The organism is Vibrio sp. 10N.247.311.12, assembly GCF_041467515.1.
GTDB lineage: Bacteria > Pseudomonadota > Gammaproteobacteria > Enterobacterales > Vibrionaceae > Vibrio > Vibrio crassostreae_C.
Genome location: NZ_JBFSUV010000030.1, coordinates 50,390 through 65,323 on the forward strand (window position 1 = coordinate 50,390; position 14,934 = coordinate 65,323).

11 protein-coding genes and 3 pseudogenes are annotated in these 14,934 nt (G+C 43.4%); 5 read left to right on the top strand and 9 right to left on the bottom strand.

The features are described 5' to 3' along the window. Positions 1–16: 16 nt before the first annotated feature. Together AB6E30_RS14235 and AB6E30_RS14240 are read right to left on the bottom strand one after the other, a co-directional pair. Positions 17–907: a DMT family transporter gene (locus AB6E30_RS14235; RefSeq protein ID WP_017062738.1), complete on the bottom strand. Its 891-nt coding sequence runs from the start codon at positions 905–907 to the stop codon at positions 17–19. 155 nt (positions 908–1,062) lie between these two features. Further along, a complete protein-coding gene (locus tag AB6E30_RS14240; protein WP_102321347.1) occupies positions 1,063–2,061 on the bottom strand; it encodes a porin in 999 nt (332 codons plus the stop codon). Positions 2,062–2,437: 376 nt separating this feature from the next. Here AB6E30_RS14240 and AB6E30_RS14245 point away from each other — a divergent pair, with 376 nt between their 5' ends. Further along, the gene (locus AB6E30_RS14245) at positions 2,438–3,454 is read left to right on the top strand and encodes a succinylglutamate desuccinylase/aspartoacylase family protein (RefSeq protein WP_102398588.1); all 1,017 of its coding nucleotides are present in this window, start codon (positions 2,438–2,440) and stop codon (positions 3,452–3,454) included. Between the two features lie 314 nt (positions 3,455–3,768). Here the strand turns inward: AB6E30_RS14245 and AB6E30_RS14250 are convergent, their stop codons facing one another. From AB6E30_RS14250 to AB6E30_RS14265, 4 genes are all read right to left on the bottom strand, one after another. Next, positions 3,769–4,488, bottom strand: coding sequence for a DsbA family protein (locus AB6E30_RS14250; protein WP_372104040.1), 720 nt, complete (start codon positions 4,486–4,488; stop codon positions 3,769–3,771). Between the two features lie 127 nt (positions 4,489–4,615). Next, entirely contained in the window at positions 4,616–5,185 is a 570-nt protein-coding gene (locus AB6E30_RS14255; protein WP_229647366.1) for a protein disulfide oxidoreductase, read from the bottom strand. 3 nt (positions 5,186–5,188) lie between these two features. Then, positions 5,189–7,252 carry a protein-disulfide reductase DsbD family protein gene (locus AB6E30_RS14260; protein ID WP_372104049.1) on the bottom strand — a complete coding sequence of 688 codons (2,064 nt, stop codon included), beginning with the start codon at positions 7,250–7,252 and terminating at the stop codon, positions 5,189–5,191. Positions 7,253–8,173: 921 nt separating this feature from the next. Further along, complete coding sequence (locus AB6E30_RS14265) at positions 8,174–8,422, bottom strand: hypothetical protein (protein WP_017062732.1); 249 nt, start codon at positions 8,420–8,422, stop codon at positions 8,174–8,176. Between the two features lie 251 nt (positions 8,423–8,673). On the opposite strand from AB6E30_RS14265, the gene AB6E30_RS14270 reads away from it, so the two are divergent. Further along, complete coding sequence (locus AB6E30_RS14270; protein ID WP_017062731.1) at positions 8,674–10,278, top strand: mechanosensitive ion channel family protein; 1,605 nt, start codon at positions 8,674–8,676, stop codon at positions 10,276–10,278. 204 nt (positions 10,279–10,482) lie between these two features. Further along, entirely contained in the window at positions 10,483–11,316 is an 834-nt protein-coding gene (locus tag AB6E30_RS14275; protein ID WP_371724962.1) for a RecX family transcriptional regulator, read from the top strand. 164 nt (positions 11,317–11,480) lie between these two features. Here the strand turns inward: AB6E30_RS14275 and AB6E30_RS14280 are convergent. The 3 pseudogenes from AB6E30_RS14280 to AB6E30_RS14290 form a co-directional block, all read right to left on the bottom strand. Continuing rightward, positions 11,481–11,681: pseudogene (locus tag AB6E30_RS14280) on the bottom strand (group II intron reverse transcriptase/maturase); the annotation flags it as partial. 9 nt (positions 11,682–11,690) lie between these two features. Then, positions 11,691–11,807, bottom strand: a pseudogene (locus AB6E30_RS14285) (reverse transcriptase N-terminal domain-containing protein); the annotation flags it as partial. A gap of 924 nt (positions 11,808–12,731) precedes the next feature. Beyond that, a pseudogene (locus AB6E30_RS14290) lies at positions 12,732–12,945 on the bottom strand (hypothetical protein); the annotation flags it as partial. Between the two features lie 366 nt (positions 12,946–13,311). On the opposite strand from AB6E30_RS14290, the gene AB6E30_RS14295 reads away from it, so the two are divergent. After that, positions 13,312–14,073, top strand: a complete 762-nt coding sequence (locus AB6E30_RS14295; RefSeq protein WP_372104043.1) for a hypothetical protein — start codon at positions 13,312–13,314, stop codon at positions 14,071–14,073. Between the two features lie 18 nt (positions 14,074–14,091). Next, positions 14,092–14,649, top strand: coding sequence for a hypothetical protein (locus AB6E30_RS14300; protein WP_372104046.1), 558 nt, complete (start codon positions 14,092–14,094; stop codon positions 14,647–14,649). Positions 14,650–14,934: the final 285 nt, after the last annotated feature.

Consider the following 14,934-nt stretch of genomic DNA (forward strand, 5'->3'; position numbering starts at 1 on the left):
ATTTATTTCACCAACCTTAAACTTTCTTCACTTTTGAAGGTTTTTTAGTTTCCCAGTGCGTTATAAATGCAACTGACGCAATAATAATAGCAGCCCCTAGCCATAAACGACCCGGTGGAACCCAACTAAATACAATCCAACCTGCTAAAACGTTTAGCGGTAATTTGGCGTGGTCAAAAGGTTGCACAAACGAAGCATCAGCGACCGAGTAGGCTTTTACTATCGCCCATTGAGCGAGTGCCGTCATAACACCGATAACAATCAATATAGCCCAGATTGTACCGCCGCTTGGCGTTTGCCAATCTGGCGCAGCAAGCAGGATGTTAAATGGTGTGATTAATAGTAGAAGATAGACCACCATGGTTGAAGGACTGTCTTGCGAAGAGAGTTTTTTCACCATCAGTGAGTAGCATGCCCAGAAGAAAGCGGCACCGACTGGTAATAACGTTGCCCAGTTAAAATCTTCAGCCCACGGCTCTAGAATCACCATCGCACCCACGAAGCCTGCTAAGGTCGCGCCCCAGCGAGCAGCCCCAACTTTCTCTTTTAAGAAAAGCCCTGAACCAATGGTTGCAAACAATGGCGATGTCATGAGAAGGGCAATGCCTTGCCAAATTGGTACTGGGTAAGCCAGTGCCCATATCCAAAGTTGAATACCAATAACAGACAAGAAGACACGGAATACGTGCAATTTGAGGTTGTCGGTTTTTAGCGCGCGGCGAATACCCAGCGTTTTTAGGTAAGGAAGAATAGCGAATAACGCGATGGCGTATTGAATGACGGCAACGGTGGTAGAAGTAAGTCCGAAATGAATGCTAGCAATTTGAGTTAGGCTGTTAATAACGGCAAAGGCTAGGCCTGCGGTTAGCATCCAGCTAGCGCCTTGGATCGGATGGTGTTGTGACATGATGCTTCTAATTATTTGATGTGGTTCACCTATGATACGGATTTAGCACCACTTAACCAGAAAAAGCATTGATGAAGTCAGTCAGAATATTTGAATATGAAAAAAGGTTGAGCCATTGCCCAACCTTTTTAGTCTGTATCTAAAGTCGATTTAGATTAGAAGTCGTAACGTACACCTAGGCGAAGAGAGTCTTCACTTTGTGTTTCTAAACCTGCAACTTTTACGTCGTCTAGATTGTTTAATTGGTAAGCAACGTATGTACGGATAGATTTGTTGAACTTGTAAGTACCAGTCAGCTCAAAGAAGTCAGCTGTGTCTACAGTTAAGTTCTGTGTCGCGTCTTTTTCTTGTTTTTGGTACAAACCTGCCAGTTCAAATTGGTCTGTTAGCTTGTATTTAGCAGCAACTTCCACACCAGAGAACTCAGTTTTTGCTTTGTCGTCTAGGTCACCCATTGTGTAGGTTGCACCTAGGTATAAAGCATCCATTTTGTAGTTAATACCAGCAATCAATGCTGTAGCTGAACCATTACCAGTACCGTTGTCGTTACCTGAGTAACCAAGACCGAAACCTAAGCCCATCGGTAGTGTGTAAATGCCAGAGATACCGTAACCGTCAGTATCTTTGTCTTCACCAGCAATCAAACTTGCTTTAAGAGAAAGTGCGTCTGCGTCGTAAGCGTATACAAACGTGTTATTGATTTGCTCGTCACCTGCATTGATGAATGCTTTTTGGTCACCAGAGTAGATAGTAACATCCGACATTTCTGAGATTTGAGCTGCAGCTGTATCTTGACGACCTACTGATACTGCGCCGAAGTTACCTTCAAAACCTGCATACATGTAACGTTGCTTAAAGTTTTCAGTCTTACTGTTATCAGCAGAAGATTTCACGCTTTGTTCTGCTTCGTAGAAACCAAAACCAGATAGGTCGCTAGTGATTTCTGTAGTACCACCCACATTCAAACGAACACGGCTTTTGTTTTTCATCGTACCGTCGATTTCAGCACCACCTGAACCAATGAAATCACCACGGAATTCCGCACGACCGCCAATTTTAAGTTCTGTGCCATCAGAGCTGTAAACTGTTGCTGCTAGAGATGAACCTGAAACTAGTGCCGCTACCACTGCAGAAGCTAGAACTGCCTTTTTCATAATCACTTACCTTGTATTTTAAAATCCGTGAGCAATGTGCTCTCCGTTTCGATATGAAGCTAATTTAGAGCAGATAAATTAAGCTTTCATTTCCATAAAATTACATTTTCGTGAATGGGGAACTTTTTTAAGTGTTGATTTTATTGCACTTTTATTTCATGCGACTGAGTGTTCTATGAATAGTTATACAAGTTGCGTGTATTTCAAAGGTCACATTAGCAAGTTTTACCTTGGAATCACGTATGTCGATGGTGGTGAATTTTGGCTGCGCTGAGAGCTTGTTAATCTGATTAACTGCTTGTACTGGTAAGGATATCCTCTATGATGCAAAAACTTAGAAGAGAATAGATTCTGCTCAACAATATGGAGAGGTTGGATGAAAACAGAGTACTTAGGCGATGTTTTACAAGGTAGGCAGGTTATTGGCTCCTTGAATGTTGAAGACCTACCCGTTGGAGAGCACCAGTTTTGGTTTCAAGTCACCAGTGATGGGCTAGGGCAACCTAAGAACATGCCGGTTTCTGTTTTCAAAGGCAGTCAAGAAGGTCCTAAGTTGATGATCACCGCCGGTATTCACGGTGATGAGCTAAACGGAGTGTTGGCTGCACAGCAAATTATCAGGGACTTAGTCGGTAAAACGCTCAAAGGTACGGTAACGATTGTGCCTACTGTGAATTTGTCTGGCTTGCTGAACCATAGCCGTGATTTCATCTCTTCGGATCCGGGCTCTTGTCCTGCTAATCTTAATCGACTCTTTCCGGGTGATGCTAATGGCTTGGCAGCGGAGCGCTTTGTTGCGTCTTTGTGGGAGCGTTTGCTTAAGCATAATGCCACCTTCGCCGTTGATCTCCACACTCAAACTCGTGGCGCAGTTTATCCACTTTATGTATTTGCTGATTACCGAGTTGAGCAATGTTTGGAGATGGCGAGGCTGATGCAGCCCGATTGTGTTCTGAATGACCCTGGTGACCCAGGTATTTTGGAAACGGTTTGGAATCGAAGTGGAATTCCGAGCATCACGGTGGAAGTTGGGATGGGGAAATTTACTCAGCCTGACATGATTCAACGAGCGGTAGACGGTGTTTTTAACATGCTATCTTATTATGAAATGTTCGAGGTTGAAATAAATCATCCCGAGAAAATGCAGCTGCCAAGTATGGACTGGATAGAAGGCAACAACGTCGTGTCTATCCGCGCTGATATTGGTGGTTTCGTATTGCCGCAGGTTGAGCTTCTGCAGAGCGTAGAGCAAGATGATCTGTTGGCTATTCAATATGACGCTTTTGGTAATGAGTGTCGCCGTTATCACGCGCCGTCTGCCGGACGTGTCCTTAGCTATAACGTGGATGCGTTAAGGGAGCCGGGTGCGCTTGTTTGTCGTTTGCTAAGTTAAGGCTCAGTCGGTTTGACGTTTCCGTGTTAATGCACTGTGTTGTTATCTAAAACACGTAAAAAAAGACCGAGCTAGGCTCGGTCAAAGGACAGTTGTCTAGAGTAAGCACGTCTTGGACTCATCGAGAGAACTGCTTTTAGAGTAGCGAGGCTAGATTAAGAATCCATTGCAAGATAGTGACACTTCGACTGCTTTTCTGTTTCAAAAATAATATTGAAAACATTACCTTAAGCTCATCAAAAGCCGACTGTGAGTTACGCAGGTCGGCTTTTTATTCACTTCTCTTTCGAATTTTTATCTCTATCTACAGTCGATTAAAAAGCGTCGTCCACGATCTCTTTTAATCGGTCATAAGGCACATATCCTGGTAAAACATTTCCGTTCATCATCATGGTTGGAGTGCCCGTTAAGCCGAGTGCACTGAACGTTTGATGGTTAGTGGTTAGAACCTGGTTTTGTTCTTGAGTTGTTTTTAGTTCCGCCTCTGTTCCCGTCTTCTTGGCAACGGCTTCTAGTGAGCTTTTCGAGTGAATACCGCTTTTCGCCATCAGCAATCTATCAACTTCAGGGAATGCTTCTGGGTTATCTTTCCATACTTTCATCGCGTATAGCGCCGCGTTGGTGTCTAGCCCCGCAACTTGTTGTTGCTTAAACGATAAGTACACGTTGATCACTTTAATGTCGCTGTTTTCAGAGGCTAATTGAACCAAGCCTTTTTCCAAGCGCTTACAGTAAGGGCAGTTATAGTCGGTAAAGTTAATGATGACCGATTTACCATCTGGATTGCCAAGGATCGGGTGAGCGTCATTGTTGTATAACCAATCATGGCTTTCCGCTTGGGCTTTCTTCGCTTGCTCTTGACCTGCTACGTACTGCTCTAAACTGGTATGCAATCCAGAGATCGTCGATGGGTTTTCCTTCAGGAATTGATTAATTTCTTCAAGTTGTTGAGTTTGTTCTTTGTTTAATTCTGCGAAGGCATTAGTACTCATTAATGAGCCTATAATCAGTGCGCTTATCAGATGCTTTTTCATATTGTCTTTTCTCAAATTCGTGATAATCGTGAGCGCTTATTAGGTTGCGCTCACATTAATATTGTTTGTTAAACTGGCTGAGTCGGTTTATTCACTTAGCTTTGCTCTGTTTTTCTTTGTGAGCGATTTAGGCAAAGTAGGTTCTTAACCACAGGCCGATAGGGGATGTAACGCCGGTTGCGATACTGCTAATCTTTCCATCTTTGATGATGACAATACTTGGCGTGACATTAACGCCCCAACTTCTGCTGATCGATCCAGAGAGATCATTGATCACAGGGAAGTCATACTCTTTCGCCTCTAAGTAGCGCTGGACACGTTCGTCTGGACCAGACGATAGAGCGACCGAAACCACCTGATGGGAATCACTGAAGCTATTGACGGTTGGGCTCACAAATTTGCAGGCGCCACACCAAGTCGCCCAAAAATAGACAATGACTGGCTTACCATTTTTGCTTAGCTCGATAACATCAATATCTTCGCCTTGGAGCGATTGACCCACAATTGGAATCGCGTCGCCCTGAGGCATGCTTCTGCTGTGATAAAAGTCCATCGCAAATGAAACCACGCCAACGATCAATATCATTGAAACCAGTTCCTTTCCCCACTTCTTAAGACGACTTGGCTTTTTGGCCTCACCCTTTACAGCGTCGTCTTCAATCGTGCTAGATTTATCTTCATTGTTGGGAGTCTTCATCAGTTATCTCGCAGCGTCGATGGCTTGAACGACAGTGTCACTGTTGAGAATGACAGGCAGTGGAATACCGCTTTTATAGCTCGGGCCGTAGACGATATTAAATGGCACACCAAATCGCCCATTACTTTGTAAGTATTGAGTGACACTTTCACTTGGTGTTGTCCAATCACCTTTCATCAAAACAATGTCTTCTTGCTGTAGGTGACTGTAGACAGGGTCTTGAAGGATGACGCCGATCTTGTTGGCTTTACAAGTGATACACCAATCAGCAGTCACATCAACAAACACCGTTTTGCCTTCATCAACGAGCTGAGGGATTTGCTTCGCATCCAGCTTTTGCCAAGCGAGATCGTCAACAATCGGAGTCGCCCAGTTATCAGCGGTGACACTACCGACGATCAATGCAGCACCAAACACCAAGGTTGTGGTTGCGACGATAGGAATAAGCACCTTGCGACCCAACTTACGGCCAATCCAAATCAATACTGAAATCACGATAAATAGCGACAGCAGGATAGTTGGGAATTTACCAATGAATGGGCTAAGGAGGCTTGTTAGCCATAGGCTGGTAATGAACATCATTAAGCCAAATACCAGCTTAACTTTGAACATCCACGCCCCAGGCTTTGGAAGCAATTTGGTTAGGCTTGGGAATAGCGCAAAGATCAACCAAGGCGCACTCATACCGATACCAAGCGTGATGAAGATAGCCCATAACTCTTGGTAGCTTGATCCAAGTGCATACGCGACAGCGGTTCCTAGGAATGGCGCGCTACACGGCGTTGCTAACAGCGTTGCAAACATGCCTTGAACAAAGTGGCCTGAATGTGAGTCATCGCCTTTGGTTGCCATCCAGGTGTTTAAACCTGATGGTAGTCTGAATTCGAATAACCCAAGCAGGTTAATCGAAAACAGCAAAGTGATGATCAGCATGAACCCGATGAACCAAACATTTTGGAACTGGATTCCCCAGCCAATTGCATTACCACCCATTTTTAGAGCGGTCATACCTAGGGCTAACAGCGCAAATGATGTAATGACACCTGAAGCAGAAGCTAAGAATGAGAGTCGAATATGACGATTAGATGCACCTTGGTTTTGAATGATGCTGTTTAATTTCATTCCTAAGACTGGCAACACACATGGCATGATGTTGAGGATCAAACCACCAATTAAAGCGAAGCCTATCATCGCCAAAAAGCCGTTGTTGCTTGTTTGGTAAGCGATCGGTTCTGAGCCAACTTTGGTCGTCATCTCTTCGGCGAAATTAGTGTCTGAAACGGTGACACTCACGTTACGGTCCGTTAAGTCGACTTCACCTATCCAGTTGCTCACATCAAATACGGCCGTCATTGTATTGTCTGTGATGTGGACGCTTGGTTGAGAGAAGAAGTCATCAATCACTTCTTGCCCGTCAATCAACACCATCGGCTTATCCCAGCCATTTTTACTTGTCAGCTGAGTAACCAGTTGCTGCTTGCTCTTGTCCCAAAATAGACCATTGACTGAAGTGCGATTAGCTTCTCGTGGAGATTGGCTCATGCCTTGGTTGAACAAGAACATCGCTTCTTCATCGAGCGCTAAAGTTTGTGGGTCAATCGGCAGTTCGATATCGTAATCGGTTAACACACAGATATTGGTACACGACGGAAAGGTAAACGATGCCCTGAATATCGCAGGCTTCGTGTTGTCTTTCAGGGATAAAGTGACAGGAAAGCTGACATGTTTTTTGTAGCCTAACGTCATGACGTCAAGCTGCTCGTAGTATTTAGGTATCGGCCAGTGCCACTCTACTGACTCAATGTTTGTTGAACCAGACCAGTCCCAGCTTGGCGGAATGCCACCTTCGCCTGGGCTGCGCCAATAGGTTTTCCAGTCGCCGTCGAGCACGACATCGAGCACGGTTTGGATCTTAGAGCCGTCATCCGACTGTTCACCCGTCGACATCATTCGCATTTTAACAGGCGGATGCTCAGGCACACTAAGCCAGCCCGTTGTCTGTGCCAAGGCGGTAAATGACGTCATAACCAAAAGGGCAGTGACTAAGGTTTTCGCGCATGTACGCATAGAGAATGCCAATGAATCGACAAACTTAGTTAGTAGTGTGTTGTACACAAATGTATCTCCAAAAAATAAATAAAAGGGTGTAGTAGCCCGGTTATTTACTCTCTAAATATACAGTGCTTTAGATGCAATCGGTGTTTTGTCGGTCGAGTAGAGCGATGATTGTCTCTAGATAATCTCGAGATGTGAGGAGGTAAGTTAAACGCAACAGCAATAATAAGTACGAATGGGATCAGCCAGCCGGTTTTTGGGGCGGCAAAGGTCAGCATTTTCGAACTTAGGCTGCATGAATTTGAATTGGGGGACGTTAACATTTTTGAGGCTTCTAAGCCGAAAACGCTGGCGTATAGAGCAGCCATTTTTTCTGAAGAAGCGATGTTGGTTTGGGGATTACTGGTTTCTGTATGAGTTTGTGTGCCAACTAGGACTGATTGGCCATTAGCGGATGCAGATAACGATACTTTCTTGACGGCCAGAGTGCTCGCCAGACAAGTTACGATAACCAGTCCGGTAAGGAAGAGCGCCCAAAGCGAATGCTTTTGTCGGCGGTTCTGTGTGGATAAGAAAAGTAGCGATGTGTTCAGCAAATTAGTCAGTAATCAAATCTGTTAGTCGTTAAAGCAAGCTCATTGAATTGTGGTTAGCTTAGATAAGTTCTCTTCGTGCCACAAGTCATAAAATGGTTAAAGTGAAACTATGTATAAATGCGGGAAACGGCAGATACACGATAAAAGACGCATAAACACCAATTCACGCGAATACGACATTGAGCTGTAGCTAAAGTTCACAACAACTGAAAGTTATCGCTAATTATTCTGTATTGAGTGGTTTATTAACTATCAGGACGGGACAGGCGATACAAAAAAGCCCAACAGATCGTCAGTGAACGTGTTGGGCTTTAATCATTGGTGCTATTGGAAAGGCTTAGTGAGTGCGGCGAGGGCCGTTACGTACCAAGTCTTTACCGTTATCAAACACCTCTTTGGTGATCCAGCGAGCAAGCAGAACTTTGTGGCTGCTATTGAATACAGCAACGAAGTGACGACCATCTGAATTATTGGTTGCCATGCCTACACCTTCAACGCCTTCAAGGCCTAAACCGCCAGCTTCCACTGAAATTAGGAATTGCTCTAGTTCTTCTAGAGACTCAATAATATCAAGTTCGTTGTTCATTTTTATGCTCTCTTGCTGTGAGCCAACATCGTATTTAGGGCGCTTTAGTGCTGTGCTCGAATGAAGATATTGGCTGTTGTTCTTTGTTGGATGCGTACTCTACAGGTCATAAGAGGGGATTGGAACTCTCAAATATTAGAAGCAGGCTGATAATTTGCGAATTTTTAACATAACATACGTTTAAATGCTTGTTATCCATATTCTTTTTACTACTATTTATAGGGTCAATTTAGACAGTGATAGGAATTAATATGATGAAGGTTTGGCGTTGTCTATTGTTAATGTTGGCGTTTGTCGCATTTGGAAGTTATGCGCAGAGCGTTGAGAAAATCGCAGAAGTACAAGATCAGTTAATGCTCGATCTAGCAACATTAGAAACGGCGCATGATGCTGAGAAGCCCTTTCTTGAAGATATCTTAAGGCGTAAGAATCAGGGCCTACGCGAAGAGATTTTTTCACAGCTATCGTCAGATAAAAAAGAGGGGCTGGATGTCACTCTTGCTCAGCAGGTCGAACTGCTACAAAAATTGCTGTCGTTGAATGAAACTAAAATCGTTTCAATGAGTAAAGAAAACCGTTCAGCTGAAGGTGACGCTAAAAAACGCCTTGAATTGCGTATTCAAAAACGAATCGGAATGATGGATGTCTATTATCAGCAGCTTGCTAAGACATTAGATTGGTCGAAAGAGCGTGATGTTGATGTTGCGGTTCCTGAAGGTGAGCTCAAAACGGCACTTGTTTCTCGTTCTCAATATCTTACTAATGCAATTCTATACACGGATACACAACGTCAAGATTTAGAACGCCGGTTATCTTATGTAAGTGAAGAAGAGAAAGCGACGATTAAAACTGAGCTTGAACGCTTCAGTGAGCGAACCAGTGTCATGGTGGCGAGCTTAGAAGAAACCATCACGCTAATGGAACCGTTTGGCGTGGATGTGACTTCGTACAAACGTGTTTTGCTAGCGACGACAGGTGACATTAACGCCGATGTGTTGGATGTTGATGTTGCACTGGAGCTGTTGGATGGTTGGCTTCGTTCGTTCAGTTCATGGGCTTTTGAAAATACCCCTTCTTTTATCGTTAAACTTGCTCTGTTTCTCGGTATTTTGTATGTAACTCGCCTTATTGCTAACGTGGCTCGCAAAACCGTTCGTAAGAGTGTTTCGCACTCTAAAATGGACTTCAGTGTATTGATGCAGGACTTCTTTGTATCCATCGCATCTAAAGCGGTCGTGTTTATTGGTTTGCTTATCGCACTGTCTCAAATAGGGATAGAGCTAGCACCTCTTCTTACTGGTTTCGGTGTAGCCGGTGTCATCATTGGTTTCGCATTGCAAGACACACTATCTAACTTTGCATCGGGTTTGATGATCTTGATCTACCGTCCTTATGACGTCGGTGACATGGTTAAAGTGGCAGGCGTGCAAGGCACGGTAAAAGACATGAGCTTAGTATCGACGACTGTTCAAACCATTGATAACCAACGCTTGGTGATCCCAAACAACAAGATTTGGGGTGACGTGATCAACAACATCACGGCAGAACGTGTAAGACGTGTTGATATGGTTTTCGGTATTGGTTATTCAGATGATATCGATAAAGCGAAAGCGGTATTGAACGACATCATTCTTGCACACCCTCTAGTGTTGAAAAAACCAGAGCATATGATCAAGCTTCATACCTTGAATACGTCTTCTGTTGATTTCGTAGTTCGACCTTGGGTTAAGACTGATGACTATTGGGATGTGTACTGGGATGTAACGGAAACCGTGAAGAAACGCTTCGATGAAGAAGGCATCACGATTCCATTCCCTCAACGAGATGTACATATTTACAATCACGAAGAGAACTAAACGAAAGATCTAGTATGAAAAGCTATTACGAAAAAGCTAAGCATGGCTTAGAGCCATCATTCTTAATGTGATATCAAATGGACGCTGAACAAGCGTCCATTTTTATTGGCTGCCGCTTATGTTGAGCTTCATTCTTTTATGTCACTCAACCACCTTAGAATTACGTTATGATGGGGTAGGCTTAATCTGGAAAGTTGAAATCGAATGGACGATTCACAGCAAAAAACGAATACTAGAAATACAACGGTAAGAAAAGCGACGCGAATTGAAAGTGTTATGAACTCTGCGATGTGGCATTTAACTCAGAGAGACATGACGGAAAGCGAGTTAGTGGCGAAGCTCAAAGTGAAAACCGACAATCAAGAATGGATCGATGAAACTCTAGGGACATTGAAAGGCTTCGGGTATCTCAAGTCTGACCAAGTGTTTGCAGAACAATTCGTGGAACAAGCTTTCTCTGGTGAATTCGGTTCTCGATACATTGTCGAAAAACTGAAGAAGAAGGGGCTGACCGATTCAGTGATTTCTGATGCAATCCATAAAGTGTCGTTCGAAAAGTCTATTGATGAACAAACCATCTTGATAGACCGAATCAACCACTACTATTCAAGCTTTACCATGAGCCGTGAAAAGCTGGTTGCGACACTGCAAAAGCGTGGCTTTAGCTATCAACAAGTTAAGGTAGCGATTGACCAGCACCCACAAGCGCATCAACTGAAAAGTAACATTCAAATTAAGGCCGAGAAAGCCGATTTGGAAAAAGAGGTGCTCAAGTATGCTCGTAAAGGCAAGGGCCTGACCGCCATTCAGCAAGAACTTAGACAACGACAAATCGACACAAGTGAGCTGTCATCGCTCATCGACCGATTGATTAATGAAGAGCAGCTAGATTTCTATTCTTCTTGTTTAGAACAGTTGCAGAAGAAGCCTTATGACCTAAACGATCATAAAGAACGCTCTAAGGCTTACGCGATGCTAAGTCGAAAGGGGTTCTCTTCTGACGAGATCAAATTTGCATTGAGTGAAGATAACGAATAACTAAGCCGGAAAAATTTCCTATTGTAGTATGTTGGTTTGTCCTAAGTAACTATTGTCGAGTAGACGACAATTGTTACCAAGTGCCGCCCCTCTAAGAACCGTACGTGCAACTTTCACTGCATACGGCTCAAGCCTCCACTAAGGCATCATTGATACCCAGCAACTTATGACGCAGTCAAGACAGGCTCTTTCCAAGAGTTACGAGCTAGCCTTTTGGGTTTTCTCTTCGCCAAGTATTCTTGGTATTGAGGGTCAAAAGGGGTCGCTGCACTCCTGATTTTCACGTGTCGTTCGATGGGCACTTTCGCTATCTGGAACAGATTGAAGTGACAGTCCATGTTCATGATTTTCTGCCAACCGTGAAACCCTTCTCTAGTTGCCTTTGCGATACGCATTTGGAGCTTTAAGACATGCGCCTCCACAGCCTTCCAGTTAATGGATTGCCATTGTGCACTGTCAGAAGATGCACTAATCTCGTTCGAAATCATCATTTGCTTTTCTTCCTTAATAAAGTTCTTCAAACTCTCTCGCAACGGGAGACCAGTTGGAAGTGGGCTCACTTTCGTGATCAGGCATGTGCCTGTATCTGCATCATTACAATCCAGCTTTCGCTTTCTCCAACCTCCTTTACCTGCATCACTATCGGCCACATAGGCTTTCCCAGAGGGAGTGATACAGGCTTACCATGTTCCGTATGTCTCGTAATGTCAGGGTAGATGCCCACTATAATGCGGAGAGCATTTCGATCACGAAAGAATACACACAAACTTCTTTCCTACTCTCGTTGCTTATTTAGCTACAGCGTCTAAACCACTTCCGCTGCTTGTGAAATTACGCATCTGACGTGGATTCACTTCTGTTCATCATACTGACTCCCTAGCACTTACCCGATTTATGTGGTTATCAGGAGGAGCTTCCTCTCGCGATTCAGTTCCCGTCCATCAGATAGACTTTGTTACATTGTCAGGCTCGCTTCTTTATTCAGAGCCGTAGGGTCATTTGGTGATACAAATGGTTCGCTCTTTTCGTGGCGAACAACGATTCATACGACTTCATGTCGCACTGAATGGATTCACATACGTTCATCATACTGACTACCTATCACTTACCCGAATTGTCGTTTTCAGGAGGAACGTCATCTCACGATTCTTTTCCCAATCAGCCCAATGGCCAAGTTTCGTTACATTGTCCGAGCCGCTGCTTTATTCAGGCTCGTAGGTTCATCTGGTGATACAGACGGTTCGCTCATAAAGCGGTGAACAACGCTTCATACGACTTCAGGTCGCACGGACATTTCTGAGTTACAGCTTTTGCTAAGTTAGCATTTAACGAATAACTATAGTTATGGGAAGTAACTTAATTCAGTGTCCTGTTCTGATGGTACTGAACATTAATCATCAAATACTCATGCTCTCTTATACCTGATTAAGCTCTGTGAAATTCGCCCATAATTTTTCCAAATTGCATTCATATTTGATTGAGTTTTGAGCAAATATGGCTATAGCTGTCAGCAAGTATTCCTTCGTTATTGGGTATCCCGAATACCGCAATACTTCTATGCCTAAACGAATTGTTGAAAGTACACTCCGATTTCTGATCGGTATTGCCTTGAAAGTGTTTATTCCAACCTTACTTCTGTATTACCTAATAATTGAGCCATTCGCTTGATGTTGTGGTTTGTTCTTGCTTGGCTTGGTAAGGAAAGTCGTGTAAGATATTGAATTTGTGGGTTTTACTGTCTTGTTAGTTGGTTTTTCACAGAATCATATGGAAAGATGTGCATCCACTTAAACTTGATGATTTTTTATAAACATAATCAAATTATCCAATAGGATTAAGCTTACTTCTATAGGGCAAGATACACCGCATAAGCTGGATTTATTACTTCAGGAATTCGCTTATGTGTCGAACCATTGGCGGCCACCTCTATTGATATATTAATGTCAAATTTTTAGATTGTTATGCAATAACTTCATTATTTTGGAAGGTTCTTTTTTGAAAGTTTTATATAAATTACGCGCTGCAGCAATCTATGCTGGTCTTGCGCTAGGAATTGGAAGCATTATGGGCACTTATGTGTTTAAAGAGTACAGGTACACCAATTTTGCACAATCAAGAAGCCATTACGATGCCATAAAGGATGTTATCGAGTGGAAAAACAGCACACTGCTCCCTAGTCGTGAAAATATCAAGAGTTTTGATTTCGACCACATTAAACAGCGCAAGTTTAACTCAAACCTCCGCTCCAGACCCATTGAGTGGGACTCTTTCAAGACAGGAGGAGTGGCTGGAACCACGATGAGAGAAGATCTCATCAAGCAGGTGGAAAGTGATGCTGATGCAATGATCGTCTTTATTAGGCTTCTCCATACTGTAGATATGAAGTATCGACTTGATGGCGTTATTGATGTCGATAAGCTGCATACCAGCTTCACATACCTTGTATTTGAAGAGCTTGAGTCATATTTGCCATATGTTTCAGCGCCCGTAGCTGCAATTATCGGCACGCCGTTAGAGTCTATATCAGCCTTTCACACACAAACGACATCAAGAGGCATAGATGTCAGTAAATACTTTCTGTATCGAACTGGTAAGCCACGAACTTACTTCCATAACTACCACGATACAATTAAATACTACAGGGCTTACAAAGAGTATTGGGTTAAATACATGATCAAAAATACTCATCATGTGAGCAGACTGCACGTTCCTCGACACCACTTTAGGTTCGTAGGCAAGAACTGGTACAAGTATTAAGCAAAACTGGAGAAAAACATGGAATTTAAGCTATCAAATGCAATTAGAGTGGCTGTCGGCTCTCTATCTGTCGCCGCCGCTATACTTTGCACTAGTATCGCCGTAAACGAACCTTGGGTCGTTCATCATGATGAGCTTGTTGGGATAAACTACACCGGAAATGGTTTTGGTTTTTTGCCAGAACTACCTCACTCAATAACTGCCGAATCTACACGGAGATCTATCTTACCAACAATGATAGGTCACTCGTTAATCGAAGGTAACCCAAAGAACATAGATCAGATCTGCCTGCAAAGGGTTTCGAGCGTTAACGATGAAGTGTTTAGCGACAGCCTCAAAATTCTGTCAACAATGTATGGGTTCGGCGCGAGTGGCGATCCTGATCGACAAGTGAATGACTTTATGCGACGAATCGACTTCTTAACACTTAAATCATTCCGAGAGTCCGCATTCAAAGGTGGTCGACATGCAAGTGAGCAAAGATCTCTTCTTACTCTATTGTCTAGAACTGATCTTAATAACTCAACTCTATCAAACTCCGAATATAAGAAGTTATTAGATTCTTGCGTTATGTAATTCACACCTTTGATGGTTTACTTTTCTGAACACGCTCTTGGACGGTAGCAATAACATCAGCCTTTGATTGCTTTTCCGATGGCTTAATTTAAACCTTGGGCTTATCTTTCTTCATCGCTTCCACCGTGTTTGGATTAAATACTGGGCCAACTTCATTTTTCCAGTTGGGACAGATTTTTACACGCTAATTTGACTACTTCGTAACTCATTTTGCTTACCTCATAAGAAAGGTATCCGCCCCATGAACCCACGGGGCGACTTGTCAGTGTTTGAAGTTCCAAGGTA

Bases quoted from the DNA above. Each gene is read 5' to 3' on its own strand.
- AB6E30_RS14275 (WP_371724962.1), top strand. From the start codon at position 10,483: ATGGACGATTCACAGCAAAAAACGAATACTAGAAATACAACGGTAAGA.
- AB6E30_RS14240 (WP_102321347.1), bottom strand. From the start codon at position 2,061: ATGAAAAAGGCAGTTCTAGCTTCTGCAGTGGTAGCGGCACTAGTTTCA.
- AB6E30_RS14255 (WP_229647366.1), bottom strand. From the start codon at position 5,185: ATGAAGACTCCCAACAATGAAGATAAATCTAGCACGATTGAAGACGAC.
- AB6E30_RS14300 (WP_372104046.1), top strand. From the start codon at position 14,092: ATGGAATTTAAGCTATCAAATGCAATTAGAGTGGCTGTCGGCTCTCTA.
- AB6E30_RS14250 (WP_372104040.1), bottom strand. From the start codon at position 4,488: ATGAAAAAGCATCTGATAAGCGCACTGATTATAGGCTCATTAATGAGT.
- AB6E30_RS14270 (WP_017062731.1), top strand. From the start codon at position 8,674: ATGATGAAGGTTTGGCGTTGTCTATTGTTAATGTTGGCGTTTGTCGCA.
- AB6E30_RS14265 (WP_017062732.1), bottom strand. From the start codon at position 8,422: ATGAACAACGAACTTGATATTATTGAGTCTCTAGAAGAACTAGAGCAA.
- AB6E30_RS14235 (WP_017062738.1), bottom strand. From the start codon at position 907: ATGTCACAACACCATCCGATCCAAGGCGCTAGCTGGATGCTAACCGCA.
- AB6E30_RS14260 (WP_372104049.1), bottom strand. From the start codon at position 7,252: ATGCGTACATGCGCGAAAACCTTAGTCACTGCCCTTTTGGTTATGACG.
- AB6E30_RS14245 (WP_102398588.1), top strand. From the start codon at position 2,438: ATGAAAACAGAGTACTTAGGCGATGTTTTACAAGGTAGGCAGGTTATT.